This is a genomic window from Paenibacillus maysiensis (assembly GCF_000520815.1).
GTDB classification, from domain to species: Bacteria; Bacillota; Bacilli; order Paenibacillales; family Paenibacillaceae; genus Paenibacillus; species Paenibacillus maysiensis.
In genome coordinates, this window is record NZ_ASRY01000265.1 from 1 (window position 1) to 17,451 (window position 17,451).

Consider the following 17,451-nt stretch of genomic DNA (forward strand, 5'->3'; position numbering starts at 1 on the left):
GCCATCTCCTGACGGGTAATCCCCGCCTCTGGTGCAAATTTATCCTGAGCAATGCCTTCAATTACATGTTTGGCTGACAGGTACTTGATAACCCCGGATGCCCAGTAGTTTGATTCTACATCACAGTAAATATCCTACCAGCAGCATTAAGTTGATAGGGTATTTTTAGTTTTATAGAAAACTCAAAATCGACAATAGTTGCAGATTCACAATCTTTTTGCACTAAAATAGTTGGAACTAATCTCAAAAAAAGTTATATTAGGATATATATATTATCCTTAGTATAAGAAAAAAAGGAGGAATACCTAGATGGATGTACGAAGCAGTTTGCAACAAGGATGGAAGGTTGGCTTATGTTTGTTGTTATTGTGGGTATGGATGATGGGGGCTGTAACAGCTGGTGAAGCCGGAGCCCAACCGGTTTTCCCGGGAGCCGTGGGATACGGGACTGACACTCCGGCAGGCCGGGGCGGAAAGGTAATCAAAGTGACCAACCTGAACAATGACGGCCCAGGCTCATTTCGTGCGGCATTAGAAACCAAGGGACCGCGGATTATTGTATTTGAAGTCGGCGGTGTCATAAATCTAGAAAAGGAGCGTCTTGAGCTGAGAGAACCCTACGTGACCATCGCAGGTCAGACGGCCCCCTCCCCTGGCATTACATTCATCAAGGGAGGTTTGCAGATCAGAACGCATGATGTGTTGATGCAGCATGTCCGGTTTCGGATGGGCGACGGTGACAGCACTCAAGGTGCAGGCTTTGAGCCAGATGTGTCCACTTACGGAGCCTCCGCTTATAACATTGTCATTGACCATTGCTCCTTTTCTTGGGGAGTGGATGAGAACATGTCCTTCTCAGGTCCTCGTACCAGCGGAACCAAGGCGACTACCCACCGTGTAACCCTCAGCAATAGTATTATCGCCGAGGGTCTGTATAATTCCGTTCATGAGAAGGGTCCCCATTCCATGGGCACGCTCGTTCATGATTACGTCCAGGACGTGGCAATCATCGGAAACCTTTATGCCCATAACATGGAACGTAATCCGTGGTTCAAAGCATTTTCGACGGGCGTAATTGTTAACAATGTCATTTATAATCCGGGAAAATGGGCTATTCGACTCGGATTCGTGGAGAATGAATGGGCGGATACGGGGATCAAACCGGAAGGCCCTAGAGTCAGTATCGTCGGGAATTACATGCGGCATGGAGTAGATACGATTAAAGAGTTAGGTATTGTCGGAACGAACAGTAAAAGCGGCTGGGCTTATCTCAAAGATAATCTTGCTTATGACCGTAATGGCAAGTCAGTCCCGCTGACTTTTGGCGGAATCAAGGAGCTTGACAATCCACCTGTTTGGGTTGAAGGACTTGAAGCACTAGCTGCCTCGGCAGTAGTAAAGGAGGTCACTGAGCATGCAGGAGCAAGGCCGAAGGACCGGGATGCAACAGATCAACGAATTGTCTCCGATTTTCTGACTGGTCAAGGAAAGATAATTGATAGTCAGGAAGATGTAGGGGGATACCCGGATGTTCCAGCGACCTACCGTGCTTTAAATGTACCTGACCACAGCATTGACGAATGGTTGTATCAATTTTCAGTTGAGTTGGAGTAGTCCTTAATGCTCTTCAATAAGAGTTACTAGAAAGCGGACGATAACTATTCCCTATCGGGTGGAGATCATCCGCTTTGTTTGTAATAACAGCGCTATTTCAGCATATAGTCACATAAAATATTGCAGCAAATTTTAAGTTTGCTGTTCAATTGCATCCTCCAGCATGAAATGCGTCCGATTTTATGAAGATAGTTCGGTCGCTTTCTGAAGTGGGCTCTTGGAGAGATCAAGAGAGTAAATCCACTGCACATGGCGAATCCGAAGATTGCTCAATGTACTTTTCAAAGCGACGCAAACCTGTATGGCGCGCTCTATAACTTTTTTATTGAAAAGGAGAAAAAGCTCCGCGAGTCTCAGGCCTAATTATCGAAAGAATAAGGTAAGTCAGGTCTCTTGTCTTACCTTATTCTTTTTTAAATAGAATTATATGACGTACGGTGTTCAGGCGGTTTTGCTCACAACTTCTGTTGGAAGCGAAAAACGTCCATTGATGTTATTCCGATCAGCTGGACTTATCCGTGGAAAACGTCACTATAAATTCACTGCCTTTGTCTGGCTCACTGTTTACCTGGATTTTCCCATTACATAAACAAACGATACGATAAACCAACGCAAGACCCAAACCATTTCCTTCTTTTGATCTGGATCGATCCCCTTGGTAAAACTTTTCAAAAATATGTTTTTTTACTTGTTGAGTCATGCCAATACCGCTATCCTTGATCGAAACAATGATCTCTGTTTCCCTCTTTATTAAAATTACTTGAATGCTGCCGAGCGGGGGAGTAAATTTAATAGCGTTTGATAACAAATTGATCCAAACCTGCATCAGCAAATTTTCATTTTGATAAAACATCGTTTTGGGAAGGTCCAATATTAATTCAAGTTCCTTATCCAACCACGTCTTTTCGAAATAAAGCAACACTTGTCGTATTTGCTCGTCTAGGCGATAAAGCGTTTTATCAGTGACTTTGTCTTGATTCTCCAGCTTGGAAAGCCTCAAAATATTGGACGACAACGTGCTAAGTTGCTTGGTGCTATCGAGTATCGTCTGAATATATTGCAGTCGTTCATCATCTTCTAACTCATTATCCTGTAATAAAGTCGCATACCCTTCAATTGCGGTTAAGGGTGTTTTAAACTCGTGAGAGATATTGGCAACGAAATCATTTCTCATCATTTCAATGTTTTTCAGCTCGGCCACCATTTGATTGAAGCTCGTGAAAATCTCCTCAATTTCTTTAATTTGAGTGTCAGCATTCATCTTCACATGAAAATTTCCATTTGCAATTTCCTTGGAGGCATAATTAAGCTTCATCATGGGTGTAAGAATTTGCTTTCCCACCAGGGATGTAATGGCGGTACCAATAACGAGACTAAGTGTTAGCGCTAGCACAAAGGAGAAGGAAAGGTTAAACTCTATGTAATAGAATAAGTCCGTATTCGATACCAAGAAGACAATGGAATAGGTTATAATTCCGACGACGACAAATATACCAAATACAATGAATACAAGGCGGTTCCTTAAACCGACTTGTTTATTTTTTATGGTTTTCTTCATTTTTTACCACCTTGTATCCTAAGCCGTGTACGGTCACAATTCTAAAGTCTCGATTATCCTTTAGCTTCTCCCTGATCCGATTAACGTGCACATCCACCGTCCGCTCCTCCGATTCGGTATCCATCCCCCATATTTCATCCATCAAATTTTGCCGGGTAAATGTTTTGTTAGGATAGGACATTAATTTATAAAGCATGTAAAACTCCTTTTGAGGCAGTTGAAGCTCTTTTCCATCATAAGCTACCGCCAGGCTGTCATAGATTAGACTGGTATTTCCGCATATAATTTTGTGCTCCGCTGCAATTTTTGAGCGTCGTAAAAGGGCGTGAATTCGTAACAGCATTTCATTAACGTCAACTGGCTTGACCATATAGTCATCGGTACCGACCAGAAATCCTTGTTTTTTATCATCAAAGGTATCTTTAGCCGTTATCATCAGAATGGGAATGGTCAGGCTGTACTCACGTACCAGCTTAGTAAACTCGTAGCCGTCCATATTCGGCATCATTATGTCGGAAATGATCAAATCAATATGTTTGTGGCTCATGATTTTAAGCGCATGCTCTCCGTCCGCCGCAGATATAGGATTATAATTATTTTTCTTAAGAATTGTACAAAATAAATGCTGTAACTTTATATCGTCTTCAACAATCAGAATATTAAACATAAACAACCTCTCTTCTTTTTTTGCACATAGTGTTATTTCAAAAAAATTTGTTTTTATCATAACGCTTAAATATTAACTTTTTATAAAGGAGTATGCTTGCGGACGACCTTCGGTCATAGGACACTTGAAACGGCACATTCAGCCGTTATGGAAGGGTTACCGCACTTCATATTTGAAACCGTCATACCTCCACGTCAGTTTGAAATGCGCCGAAGTTAATAAAAAGTTTATAATTTAGTTATATTGTAACAACAAGAAGAGCATAAATGGAGGTTTAATAATATGATCATCAAAATGAAATCATTTATACGGCGCATGAAAAAAAGGACCAAAATAATACTTTCAATACTTATTATCATCGCGATCTCTGGCGGATTCGTTTTAGGAAACCAGTTGATTTATATAGAAGACAAGAATTATGTACCAGCTGCCAATTCCGAAAATTTTCGGCTGGCCCTTTCCGTAAGCCCTTTTTCAGGCAGTGCTTTTAATAATGGATACACCTATTCTGCAGGAGAATTAACAGCCACCAACCGTGAGGAATTGGAAAAAATGTATATTGCCGCTGGGGCAACGGAAATGTACGCAAGAATCGCAACAAAACGTTATCCTACAAAGGACAACCTTGTCAATGGTGAGGAGGATTCCAATGCAAACTATCATACTTTGGAGCAAGGGTTGGAGCTGGCCCGACTGGCAGCAAAATTGAAAATACCGCTTAATCCTGAAATCATGGGTGCCTATACCTATATGGACATGGAGCGGCAGCAAGCTCCGAATTTCGAAGAATACCCGGAGATCTATGCGCTGCAAAAGGGAAAACCCTGGGAAGAACTGAGCTTGGATGAAATGGACGTTGTGTTGAAAGCCTACGGAAAATTTGTAGCGACAGAAATTCTGAAAACAGGGGCCACAGTTGAGAATTGGAATATTGGCAACGAAGCCAACTTTGGTTTTGCGGGAGTAAATATTGGACTGAAAACAGCTGTTAACGAGAAACTGCAAAAAGTGCCTAGCTTTATGAAATATATGCTTCCTATAGTTGGGACCAACTGGCTTAAAAATAACGTCTGGAAGTATAACGCAGTACAAATGACTGCAGTGGCCAATGGCATCAAAAGCGCGTATACGGATTTAGGCTTAGATTCCAGCAACATCAAGTTCTCCACGCATATCGCAACCGTCGTCTCGACAGTGCATAATGCAGTCGCGTATTTCAATACATTGAAGGAAAACGGATTTCCAATTGATGTTGCGGGAATCAGCTTTTATCCCAGCGCACCAGGGGTTTACATCGATAAGATGGTCATGTATAAGAAAATCGTTACCGCTATCAATGAGCAGGTCGGCCTCCCCGTGTTTATTGCTGAGTTTTCTTATCCTTCAGGTAAGGTGGAAGGTCCATTCGCTGGATGGTCAAAAACGGTCAAAGGGTATCCTCATAATGAAGAAGGGCAAGCTGCTATCTATCATGATGTTATCGCATGGGGTAAAACACATGGCTTAGCAGGCATCCGGTACTGGGCTCCTGATTACAGAGGATGGGGGAGCATGTCTATGTTTGATTACACCGAAAAAGGCGCCAAAGCAAAGAGTATTTTAGTGGAAGCTCTTCAAAGCAAAACACCAGAGAAAAAGTAAGCTTCTTGAGCGATCTACCCAATGAACTTGATTTCCAGATAAAAAAATCGGAGGTGCTGCTTGTAAAGTAGCCCCTCCTTTACAATTCAACGTATCTAATAATTCAAATAGATTGTCCTGTAACAAACTCAAAGTGATAACTACCAGATCCAACTAAAATCGGTTTGTCAGAATGAATCAACCATATTTCCGCTTCAGTATTAACAGGAACTTCAACATCCATTGAAAATATATTTTTTTCAAACGACCATTTTGACTTGATTCTTCCATAAGCTGACTTAAATGAAGCTTCCACCCAAGAAATGCCACCAATTAATTCTGGTTTTATCATAAAGCGTTTGTATGCTGGTTCAATCAAACGAATCCCTGCTAAATTTTGATACATCCAGTCTCCAATAGATCCATATGCATAGTGGTTAAAGGAATTCATGCCAGATTCATCAAAGTTTCCATCCGGATTGATCGAATTCCATCTTTCCCACATCGTAGTTGCGCCCATGTTAACTGTGTAAAGCCATGAAGGAAAATCTTCTTTCAAGAAAACTTCACCAGCCAATTGATGGTATCCATTTTCTGATAGCGTTTGGCATAAGTATGGTGTTCCTAAAAAACCTGTCACTAAGTGATTATCGTGTCGTTTAAGATTTTCTACCAGCGATTTCAAAATTCTTGGGCGATCCTTTTCTTCCGCTAAATCAAAGTGAAGCGCCAAAATACAACCGGTTTGCGTCTCACTGACTAGACGACCCTTCTGCGTAATATACTCTGCTCTAAAATCTGTGATAATTCGTTCATATAATTGCTGATACTTTTCAGCATCTTCATTTTTACCTAATATTTTTGCGGTTTCTATCAAGAGAGAGGTCGAATACGCATAGAACGCGGAAGCGATGAAGTATACATCGGTCGCACCTACACGGTCGCTACCTTCCTCTTTATCCAGTGCCACCCAGTCGCCAAACTGAAATCCTTGTTGCCATAATTCTGGGCCTTCTGTTTTGCTATGGATATACTCTACCCAATCCTTCATGCTTTCATATTGATTTTCTAAGATGCGTCTATCCCCATAGACAAGATACATAGTCCACGGAATAATCGTCGCTGCATCCCCCCAGCCAGTCGCTGCATCTGTTTCACCTAAAATATTGGGCACAATGTAAGGAACCCCGTATTTACGAGTTTGTTCTGTAGACAAGTCTTTTAACCATTTCGTAAAAAACAATGCTGTGTTAAAGTTAAAAGCTGCTGTTCTAGCAAAAACTTGGGCATCACCAGTCCAACCTAAGCGTTCATCACGTTGAGGACAATCTGTTGGAATATCTAAGAAGTTACTTCTTTGACCCCATTCAATATTTTTTTGAAGGCGATTTACTTTAGCATTGGAGCAAGTAAACGTTCCCGTTTCTTCCATGTCAGTATGCAACGCACAGGCAGTAAAGTCTTGTATATCCCAAGTATTCACCAAGCCATCAATAGCAATGTACCTAAAACCATGAAAAGTAAATCTAGGCATAAACACATCCTCTGAACCACTACAAATAAACATATCATCCGGTGCAGCTGCACGTAAGTTTTCAGTATAAAAGTTGCCCTCTTTGTCAAGTACTTCAGCATGCTTGATGGTTATCTTTGTACCTTTTGGTTGCTTTAATTTGCAGCAAACAAAGCCAGCCATATTTTGGCCAAAGTCTATGACGGTCTCACCTTTAGGGGTCACAAGGCTTTTTATCGGTTTGATTTTCTTAGTTATTTTGACTTGCTCATTTTCTTGAGCGACTAGAACTGTTTTTGGAAAACTGTACAACTCAACTTCGCCAAATTCAGTTTCACTGATTGTTTTATCAATGCATTCGCCAAGATACATTTCGCTTGTTATGGTTTCACCAGTAAAGCAGGACCAGCTGTTGTCCGTTCCAAACTCTTCAATTGAACCATCTTCATATTCTACCCTTACATATGCAATGGCTGCGATCTTATCTCCATAGTTGTTTGGCGAAGATTCTAAGCCAAAAATCCCTTTAAACCAACCGTTAGCAACCGTCATATCCAATTTGTTATCTTCTTTAGTCTGTTTTAACAATTCCGTAATATCATAGGCTTGGTATTGAATGCGATGATGATAACTGGTCCAACCTGGTGTAAAATAGTAGTCACCTACCTTGTTTCCATTCAAGGATAGCTCATATACACCTAAAGCAGAAGCGTAGATGCGTGCCTTGGCAACCTCGCCTTGTACTTTGAAATATTTCCTAAAGATTGGTACTTCTTCTCTTCCCTCGTTGTGCACGGTAATCCAATCGGCCTTCATATTTTTGTAATCCATCAAGCCTGTTTCAAAGTTGCTTGTAATTGATGCTTTTTCACCATAATTATTCAAGACTTCAAGCATTACCTGATAAGTCGTTAACGGTCGTAATTCATCTCCAGCATATTCAACTAAATGAGAAGCGTCCGACTGGCAAGCGCCTGAATCCCAAACTAATACCTCATTAGCTTTGACAACCATTCGATATTCTTGCTGTTTCACTTCTTGCTTTGGCGAAGTCATTGTCCAACTAAAACGTGGTTTTTCAACATCTAAGCCGATGGGAGCTTGGCGATACTCAATCTTAAAATCATTAATCGTAAACATGTCTTCGTCCCCTTTTCATCTATGCTTTAATTTTTCTTACCAAGAAAAGTCCTAAAATAGCTAGGGTAATTAGCAATGTTCCACCATTGATAAACACAGCGATCATAGGCTCAGCTGTTTTAATGCTTGATAAGGCCAATAGTCCATATGGCGCTAAGAATGAGCCGATATTTGCACCGACTAATAAAATTGACGTATTAAATGTTTCAGATTTCTTGGGCGATAAAATGCTCACTTGGTTAAACAGGAATGGGATGAACAATGAGAAAGAAACTCCCACTAAAATAGAACCAAAGGCAACGACATAGAGATTCGAAATACTAGAAATTAAGAAGAAACCTAATCCCATTAAAAACAAGGAAGTGTGCAAAGTATATTTGTGTAGTCTAGACTGAACAATACCGAACAAGAAGCCGGTTACCATACTTGCGAGTTGCATAATACTAAAAATACTGCTTGCACTTGTTTCTGATCCAAGATGATAAGTCGTTAAAAGTGTTGCAAGCTTGACAAAAACAGCATTATAAAGAATGCATGCGATGATCAGGAAAAAAGCATAGCCGATAATAGCTTTATTGGTTTTAAACGCTTGTGGCGCTTCCTCCTCAACTGTCGAACCATAAGATTCAGGTTTGGGAACAAACATCATAAATAGCACCAAAATCGGGAAAGCTAGTGCATAGACAAGAAACGAATAATGCCAACCAAAAGATAATAAATACCCTGCTAAGAACGTTAGTAGAGCTGCGCCTAAACCTTGGAATGCACTCTGGAATCCAATCAGTGTCGCACGCTCATTTCCAGTATAAAATGATGAAATCATACTGACGGCAAGTGAATTCATCAGTCCAAACCCAATTCCTAAACCTGCTCTTGAAATTAACAATAACATGTAATTATCGACAAAAACTGGAATTATACCACAAACTCCTGTAATAATTAATCCAATGATAATTGTTTGTTTTTGACCAATTTTACGAGCAATAAAACTACTTAACAAAACAAAAATCATAACCATAAAAGAAGGTATCGTGGTTAACAACTCAATGGATGATAACGAATAACCACTAAACGATTGGCTCAATTGTGGTATTGCTGCACTTATCGCCGTTGACGAAGTTAATATTAATGAAACAGATAGTAGAGAAAATTTCATTAAATTGGTGTCTTTTTTCATGTGCTTTTCCCCTTGCCAGTTGTTTTTTTACAAATTCTGTTTTTTTAATCTCCTATGCTACCTCCTGTTAGCGCTTACATAAGTTTTAACTCATTTACTGAACTTTCACCATGTCAAAAAATTAGATGTTGACTGTCAAAAGCATTAAAAAAGCAGAGTCACACCGTTTTATTTAGTGTACCCCTGCTTTAGAATCCTTATATGAAGTTAATTCCCAGTCATACATTAGCGATATTCGCTAGGTGTCATATGTGTGTATTTCTTAAATAATTTAAAGAATGACGATGATTCGTTATAACCGACACTCAACGCAATTTCTTCAACCGACATATTCGTTTCTTTCAACAATTCTTTAGCTACATTTATTTTTTTTCTGTTTAATAGGTCTTTGAAACTGCTTCCGGTTTCCCTTTTCAGCTTCAAGCTTAGATAACTTTTGTTATATCCAAAGGTTTTAGATAGATCATCTAGCGAAACCGAATTATAGTGGCGATCAATGTACGCCAACATAGAGAGCACTTCCTGATTCACATCTTTATCTATAGACTGTAGGTTATTTTTTTCAAGAATGTTGGTTAATTCGATCAGTATCAGTGATAGATACAGATTAAGTGCCTTCTTTTTGAAGGAATACTCGGAGAAATACACACAGAATAAATGATTCATTAGCCCAGTCAACACATCGCTGCTGGGATTAACGAAAATAAGAAAGCGGTCATGCTTCTCATTTTTTTTTGATGCTGAAAGCATAAATTGTGTCACTAAATTATTGCTATTGGCAAGATTGGAGATGATGTCTGTCATAATTGTCTCCTCTTTCAGCAACACATTTAGAATAATGTCATCTTTTTCTGTATCCTCAATGCTGTGTGGTGCATCACGGTCAATTAACAGAATATCTCCTGCTGATAATTCGATTCTTTCATCGTTAATTATCTGTATACACTTACCTGAATAGACATAGTTCATTTCGACAAAATCATGCGTATGCATTCTTACCGGAGCGTAGCGCCGATGTTTACGAATGATTATATTCCCTTCTTGAAATAGTAGTTCTCTCGATACTTTAGGAATCAGTTTATCATCAAAGGGAACTTTTAAGTCATTGACACTCACACCTGTTCGTTTTTGTAATGTTTCGACATCCTCTTCTTTTTGCAACAAGGCATCTAACTCTTTAATATTCATTTTTACCTCCCAAAACAAAAAAAAATTGGTTCCGATAATTTACTGTACCTCATTGCCCCATGCCTATTTTTTATTCGTTGCACATATGACACATTTATCTCCCTAGACCGAAAGATCATTTTCAAGCACGCAAAAACCCGGAACACTTTTGCAGCCGTGTTTCGGGTCTATCTGTCTCCACTCTTGTTCATCTCGTCAAGTAGGTATTAAGATCAATCATTTTTCCTCTGATTTCTCCGTTCCTCCAAGTCTTTTGCAATCTGTGTTTGCTTCTCTTCCGTCAGATCAAACCAAGCAACACTCGCTGTGAAAACGATTACAATTGCAGGTATAACTCCCATTAAAATTTTGAGGCCTGTCAAGGTTGTGCTGCTTTGCTCCACGCCAGGCTCATAGCCGATCATAACTAACACCCCGGCAGCAATAGCACCAGATAAAGCTGTGGCAAAGGTTTGTAGAAATCCCATAAATGAACCCATAAACGCATTGACGTTGATCCCTGTCTTCCATTCCGTGTAATCCATAGCCGCAGGCAGCATTGTTCCTTGAGCAGGACTAGAGAACCCGGTGAACACGCCGGAGATTACCCCGATCACCAGAAAAGCGATAATACCCGCTGGGGTGCTTGGAATTACCAGAATGGCCAGCATTGACAATACAGTCACAAATGTTCCAAGGAGTACGTTAGCCTTGACGCCAATTTTTTTTGTCACCATCGGACTTAAGACGGCTCCAATCATAACTGGTAAAATGGATACAATACCTACGGTAACCACCAAACCTTCATTGCCAAAAAAATATTTAAAGTAGTGTACCATAACGGCTGATCTGATCCCATTAGCCAAATTCAAAGCTAATACGTAAATATAAACGATAATGGCATTTTTATTGGTAAAAACTGCAACAAGCATCTCTTTTAATGAAGGTCTCGCCTCATCTTTACTCGACGTAACGATATATCTCTCTTTCAAGTTCAGTACTTGAAACAGAGAGACCAGAATCGTAATGATACCGACCACAAGCATCAATAAAGAAAATCCTCTGGCATCGCTTCCGCCCCCCAGAGCTTTATAAAGCGGCTGAGCAGCGATTGTAACAAACATGGCTCCAACCATAACAAGCATGTAGCTGTAAGTGCCAATAGATACCCGTTCATCAACCCGTTTCGTGACAGCAGGCATAATAGCTGAGCTTGGCGCCGGTGTAATCGCAATCATGATACTGTATGCAAGGTAAGTTACCGTAGCATAGATAATTTTTCCCGTGTGGGAAAGATCAAAGCTGGTAAAAGTCAACCAACCAAAAATGGCGGTCGGAATACCTAGAATGAGCATCCACGGCTTATACTTTCCCCAAGGCGTAGTCACTTTATCTACAAATATACCAAACATGGGTGCCAGTACTGCATCAATGATACGAGCGACCAGAAATAACCCTGCGACATAAGCAGGGGAAATTTTCATGACATCCGTATAAAAGAAGAGCAAAAACATGGAGATCATTTGGAAATGCAGGGTGCCCGTCAAGCCACCGATAGAACAAGCTATCTTTTCCCGGAGTCTAAGCTTAGGTTCCTCATGTTTAGTTTCATTGATAACGCTTTCATTGTAGGCGATTTCTGCTCTACTCATTCTGATTCCCCCTATTATTCTGAGGAGCGGGGAAATGCCACCCGCTCCTTCCAACCGAATCTAGCAACTCCGGTTAAGAGTCTGAATAACCGTAATGAATAAATTCTTCATTTCTTCAGGTGCTTTACCTAACACCTCGCTAACCGAAAGCTGTCGGGCAAACTGAATCATCGGATGATTCAGCATTTCCGGTGCATATTGATTTAGCATTTCCAATGCGACCGGCTCATCCATAATCTCACCCAACGTGGAATCCGTAGAGAAGCGATCTTGCTCCAGAGAAGTCTCGGTCTCATATTCGTAGGTATAGCTTCCGGAGCCCACTTCAATTGGCTGCTCCCGCTCAGGAAGCTCCAAAATAGCAGTGGTATTGGCCGGTATCTCCACTTCAATACGAATCATATTATTTTGACAGGACCATTTGCTCACAATCCGTCCGTAAACGGAATGAAGCTCTGCTTCAACAGCAGTAATTCCTGCAATAAATTGTGGCTTGATCAGAATCTTTTTGTATCCCGGCTCCAGTGGATTGATGCCCGCCAGCCTGCGGTACAACCATTCCCCTATTGAACCGTAAGCGTAATGGTTTAAGGAGTTCATGCCTGAGACATCAAATTCGCCATTAGGCAAAATGGAGTTCCAACGCTCCCAAATGGTGGTGGCCCCTTTCTTTACGGCATATAACCAGGATGGATAATCTTCTTTTAGAAGCAGTATGCCTGCCAGATCATGAAGTTGATTTTCCGTCAAGGCATGGCACAAATAAGGAGTTCCTACGAAACCGGTGGACAAATGATTTTTGTGATTGGCGATGTTGGTTTTAAGCGCTTCCAGAATACGCTCGCGGTATTGCTCATCCGCCAAATCAAAATATAAAGCCAGAACGCAAGCTGTCTGTGTTTCACTGACCATTCTGCCAGTCGCCGTAATATATTCCCGGTTGAAAGTCTTCTTAATATGGTTATAAAGTTGATCGTAAGTCTGAGCGTCTTCCTTCTTGCCCAGAACCTCTGCTGCTTGGCATAAAAGACGGGTGGAATATGCATAATACGCATTGGCTATCAGATACTGATCTGTTGCCCCTGTCCGATCGGCGCTTTCCTCCTTATCTAGCGCAAGCCAGTCGCCATATTGATAACCCGACTGCCATAATCCGTTGCGTCCGCAGCGTAAAGTAATATAATCGACCCACCCCTTCATGCTCTCGTATTGCTCCTTCAGGACTCGAACGTCACCATAGGTTTCATAAAGTACCCAAGGGATAATAACTGCCGCGTCACTCCAGGCAGCCGCTCCATCCTGATCCCCTAAAATATTCGGAACGACATGAGGAACCCCATATTCCGGCGTTTGCTCTGAAGCAAGGTCATGCAGCCATTTGCTGAAAAATAGTGCAACATCCATGTTGTAAGCGGCGGTTCGGGCAAAAACCTGAGCATCGCCCGTCCAGCCCAGCCGTTCATCTCTTTGCGGACAATCAGTTGGAATATCAAGAAAATTACCTCTTTGGCTCCATTGAATATTGCTTTGAAGCTGGTTTACCAAAGCGTTGGATGTAGTGAAGCTTCCCGTCATAGCCATATTTGTATGAAGCACGCATGCTGTGAAGTTTTCCAGACGAATATCTTCCAGCCCTTCCACACAGATATACCGGAATCCGTGGAAAGTAAAGTGCGGCATGAAGACTTGTTCCTCACCGTTGCAAATAAAATGATCGACCGAAATAGCTTGACGAAGCGTGTCCGGGTAAAAGTTCCCTTCCTTATCCAACACCTCTGCATGCCTGATCGTAATTTTTTGCCCAACCTTCCCTTTTACCTTTATTTGCACAAACCCGGTTAGGATTTGCTCAAAGTCCAGCACTTGCTCTCCTGCTGGTGTCGTAATCAGCGTTTTGGCGGCAAGTCTTTCGGTGATCCGAACCGGCTCACTCTCCTGGGCGATGATGCGGTTGTTGTCAAATGAAAAGGAGTCCACCTGCTCCGGCTCCTGCTTTGGATAACAGGAATCAATGGTTTCACCCATATAAATTTCGCTGCTACGAATACTCCCCGTCGCTACCTTCCAGCTTGTATCCGTTGAGATGATTTCAGAGGTCCCATCCGTATAAGTGATATGCAATTCCGCCAATGCGGCTACACGGTCTCCATAATGATTAGGCGTACAAGTAAAACCAAAGATGCCTTTATACCAACCGTTTCCCACGATGATTTCCAAACAATTTTGTTCATGCAGCATCCCGTCAGTGTCATAAGTTTGATACTGCAGTCTTTTTCTATAATTGGTCCAACCAGGCGCAAAATACGTGTCGCCCACCTTTACCCCGTTCAGCCTAATTTCGTAGACACCAAGGGCCGTTGCGTAAATACGCGCAGTGCGTACGGTTTTGCTCACAGAAAACTCTTTTAAGAAGACAGGACAAGCGGTTTCTTCCGCGGGAAAACGATGGGTAATCCATTCTGCCTTAAAATTCGTTCCGTTCAATAATCCTGTCTCAAAGCTTCCTTGCACAGTCGCATGGTTCTCTTTGTTATCCCATACCTCTACCTGAACTCCATATCTGGTGGAAGTAGCAAGGTCCGGCCCGGCATATTTTACATGGATTGATGTATCGCTTTCCAGCTTACCTGTATCCCAAATGCTATTCCCATCCGTGGTAACTTGAATCCGATAGACCTTTTGTCGGACATTTTGTTCCTCAGAGACCAGCTTCCAGGAAAAACGCGGCTTCCTTACATCCAGGCCAACCGGATTTTCACGATATTCCGTCCGCAAATCAACAATCTTCATTAATGCAGTACTCCTTTTCGTTTGGATTTACATCAGTTTGCGCCGTTAACTGCCTGCAAAATACTTTCTAGTGCCTCTTCCGTAAAGACTCCGTTACTCATCGCTACGGCGGTGCGAAGATGTGTAGCTTTCATCACCTCATTCACATTCATACCCAGCATTTTGGTGCCATCCCCCTCCTCTGAAGGAGCTGATGCAGCCAGCATGGATTTAACAACCTCTGCCCCGGCAGGATGCTCCATCAAATCGCCAAACGTTGAATCTCTCGTGATAATTTTTGGGAGTGGAACAGTTGATTCCACCTCTATACTTTCTCGAAGCACAATCTCTCTGGAGGATTTGCCTATCAGAATTTCAAAGGTGCCTGTCTCTACATGCCAATCCTTTAATTGGACGTTATAATAAGCAAACGATCTTTTATTCAACTGGAAGGTAACCGTTTGCGTCTCTCCCGGAAGAAGAAACAGCTTTCTAAAGCCCTTAAGCTCCTTCTCTGGTCGAATGACCGTACTCTCCGTATCTCTTACATAAAGCTGGACGATTTCTTTTCCAGCTGCGGGACCTGTATTTTTCACCGATACACTTACGCTTAGCATCTCATGATCCTTAATGTGCCTTTGGTCAACTTGCAATTGACTGTACTCAAAAGTAGTATAGCTAAGTCCATATCCAAACGGGAACAAAGGTTTCACATCCCTTGTATCATAATGCCTGTAACCGACGAAAATTCCTTCTTTATAATGAACTTCATGTTCATCTCCAGGGAAATTCAAATAGGAAGGATTATGTGCTAGCTTCTGCGGGAAGGTCTCTGCTAGTTTACCGCTAGGACTGACGACACCAAACAGCAAATCGGCAACAGCTCCTCCAGTTGCCTGACCACCGAGATACCCTTCCAATACCGCTTTCACCTGGTTTAGCCACGGCATCTCAACTGGAGATCCATTGCTTAACACTACAATGGTATTCGCCTGCACTTTAGACACAGCTTCGATCACGGCTTGATGATTTGCCGGCAGCTTGAGATGCTTCCGATCAAAGCCTTCGGATTCGTGTCTCGCCGGAAGCCCTGCAAAAATTACAGCTATTTCAGCTTGTTTGGCCTGTTCCACTGCTTCGTGGATCATTGCCTCATCGATTTCATCATGGTTCATAGCATATCCGTCAGCATAAAGCAGGTTGGCGTCATTTCCCGCCAGCTTTTTCAGTTCATCATAGATGACATCCAGCTTGGTTGTTTGAATAAAAGAACTGCCCGCCCCTTGATATCTTGCCTGCTTCGCAAAGCCCCCAATCACCGCCAAAATTGTTCCTGGTTTAAGCGGAAGCATGTGATCTTCATTTTTCAGGAGCACCATGGATTCTTTTGCTATCTTCCTAGCCAGCTCATGGTGTTTCTCTGGATCATAGACGACTCCGGCTTTCTTGTTCTCCGCTGCTTTGAATACCAATTTGAGTATGCGTCTTACCGCCTGATCAAGCATCTCTTCCGGGAGCCAGCCTGACTTCACTGCTTCAATGATTTTGGCGACTCCACGTCCCCCACTGGAAGGCATTTCGATCTCCAGGCCAGCTTCTAGATCTGCGTCTCTTTCAATCGCTCCCCCCCAGTCGGAGATAACTGCTCCCTCAAATCCCCATTCTTCCTTCAAGATATCAGTCAACAAGGTTTTGTTTTGGGCGCAAAATTCGCCGTTCAATCTGTTATAGGCAGACATAACTGTCCAAGGTTCCGCCTCTATGACAGCTTCCTCGAAGCTGGCCAAATAAATCTCCCTTAAAGTTCTTTCATCTACAATCGCATTAATAGACATTCTCCGGGATTCCTGATTGTTGGCGGCAAAATGCTTCAGCGATGTACCAACACCTTGGCTCTGAACCCCCTTGATGAAGCTTGAAGCCATTTTTCCCGACAAATATGGGTCCTCCGAAAAGTATTCAAAATTTCTTCCACACAAAGGAGAACGTTTGATATTTGCCCCAGGTCCAAGCAAAATGGATACTTCTTCTGCCTGGCATTCCTCGCCAATCGCCGCTCCCATTTCTGCAATTAGATCCTCATTCCATGAGCAAGCCACGCCGGCGGCTGTAGGGAAACAGGTAGAGGGAACGCTTTTGTTTAAACCGAGATGGTCAAAATTCCCTTCCTGCTTTCTGACTCCATGTGGCCCATCCGTCATCATAATAGAGGGTATACCTAATCGCTTGATATCCTGTGTATTCCAAAAATCTTTACCTGAGCATAAGCTTGCTTTCTCCTCTAGCGTCAGCTCGCGTATCAATTCATCAATTTTGTTATGCATTGCTTCTTACGACTCCCTTCACTTGCATAGTATAAGCAAGTTAAATTGTAAGGGGTTTCTTGAAAACATTATGGTATTTTAATTTTGTATATGGTATTTTAATTATCGAATTAAATAAAGCGCTTACAATATAAAATTTAGTTTTAAAATTGATTCCAGTTCGAATTTTGTAGAAAGGGGATTGGCAAATGGATTTTTCCCAGGGTTCTCTTTCCTTTATCAGCAAACGACTATCCTTGATCTTCCGATT

The 17,451-nt window shown here is 41.9% G+C and carries 11 protein-coding genes and 1 pseudogene; 3 read left to right on the top strand and 9 right to left on the bottom strand.

Going from position 1 to position 17,451, the window contains the following annotated elements; genetic code table 11:
- Window positions 1-131, bottom strand: a 131-nt coding sequence (locus L696_RS32785) for an S-layer homology domain-containing protein (RefSeq protein ID WP_162472193.1), incomplete at its 3' end; no start/stop codon positions are given.
- A 178-nt stretch (window positions 132-309) separates the two neighbouring features.
- Here L696_RS32785 and L696_RS0117875 point away from each other — a divergent pair.
- Window positions 310-1,614, top strand: a complete 1,305-nt coding sequence (locus tag L696_RS0117875; protein WP_025684852.1) for a pectate lyase family protein — start codon at window positions 310-312, stop codon at window positions 1,612-1,614.
- 204 nt (window positions 1,615-1,818) lie between these two features.
- Window positions 1,819-1,977 (top strand): annotated as a pseudogene (locus tag L696_RS32525) (ROK family protein); the annotation flags it as partial.
- Window positions 1,978-2,116: 139 nt separating this feature from the next.
- On the opposite strand, the gene L696_RS0117885 reads toward L696_RS32525, so the two are convergent.
- Together L696_RS0117885 and L696_RS0117890 are read right to left on the bottom strand one after the other, a co-directional pair.
- Window positions 2,117-3,172 carry a sensor histidine kinase gene (locus L696_RS0117885; RefSeq protein ID WP_049827436.1) on the bottom strand — a complete coding sequence of 352 codons (1,056 nt, stop codon included), beginning with the start codon at window positions 3,170-3,172 and terminating at the stop codon, window positions 2,117-2,119.
- Window positions 3,150-3,899 carry a response regulator transcription factor gene (locus L696_RS0117890; protein ID WP_280740284.1) on the bottom strand — a complete coding sequence of 250 codons (750 nt, stop codon included), beginning with the start codon at window positions 3,897-3,899 and terminating at the stop codon, window positions 3,150-3,152. The genes L696_RS0117885 and L696_RS0117890 overlap by 23 nt, the downstream gene beginning before the upstream one ends.
- Window positions 3,900-4,121: 222 nt before the next feature.
- Here L696_RS0117890 and L696_RS0117895 point away from each other — a divergent pair, with 222 nt between their 5' ends.
- Window positions 4,122-5,480 (top strand): glycosyl hydrolase 53 family protein, encoded by a 1,359-nt coding sequence (locus L696_RS0117895; protein WP_025684855.1) that lies wholly within the window; start codon window positions 4,122-4,124, stop codon window positions 5,478-5,480.
- A 103-nt stretch (window positions 5,481-5,583) separates the two neighbouring features.
- On the opposite strand, the gene L696_RS0117900 is transcribed toward L696_RS0117895, so the two are convergent.
- The 6 genes from L696_RS0117900 to L696_RS0117925 all read right to left on the bottom strand — a co-directional run bounded on the left by L696_RS0117900 (window position 5,584) and on the right by L696_RS0117925 (window position 17,201).
- Complete coding sequence (locus tag L696_RS0117900) at window positions 5,584-8,112, bottom strand: family 78 glycoside hydrolase catalytic domain (protein ID WP_049827437.1); 2,529 nt, start codon at window positions 8,110-8,112, stop codon at window positions 5,584-5,586.
- Window positions 8,113-8,131: 19 nt separating this feature from the next.
- Entirely contained in the window at window positions 8,132-9,289 is a 1,158-nt protein-coding gene (locus tag L696_RS0117905; protein WP_025684856.1) for an MFS transporter, read from the bottom strand.
- Between the two features lie 225 nt (window positions 9,290-9,514).
- On the bottom strand, window positions 9,515-10,477 hold the full coding sequence (locus L696_RS0117910; protein ID WP_049827438.1) for an AraC family transcriptional regulator: 963 nt from the start codon (window positions 10,475-10,477) through the stop codon (window positions 9,515-9,517).
- A 212-nt stretch (window positions 10,478-10,689) separates the two neighbouring features.
- Window positions 10,690-12,108, bottom strand: a complete 1,419-nt coding sequence (locus L696_RS0117915) for an MFS transporter (RefSeq protein ID WP_025684858.1) — start codon at window positions 12,106-12,108, stop codon at window positions 10,690-10,692.
- A 60-nt stretch (window positions 12,109-12,168) separates the two neighbouring features.
- Window positions 12,169-14,898 carry a glycoside hydrolase family 78 protein gene (locus tag L696_RS0117920; protein WP_025684859.1) on the bottom strand — a complete coding sequence of 910 codons (2,730 nt, stop codon included), beginning with the start codon at window positions 14,896-14,898 and terminating at the stop codon, window positions 12,169-12,171.
- Window positions 14,899-14,930: 32 nt separating this feature from the next.
- Window positions 14,931-17,201, bottom strand: coding sequence for a glycoside hydrolase family 3 C-terminal domain-containing protein (locus L696_RS0117925; RefSeq protein WP_025684860.1), 2,271 nt, complete (start codon window positions 17,199-17,201; stop codon window positions 14,931-14,933).
- Between the last annotated feature and the right edge of the window lie 250 nt (window positions 17,202-17,451).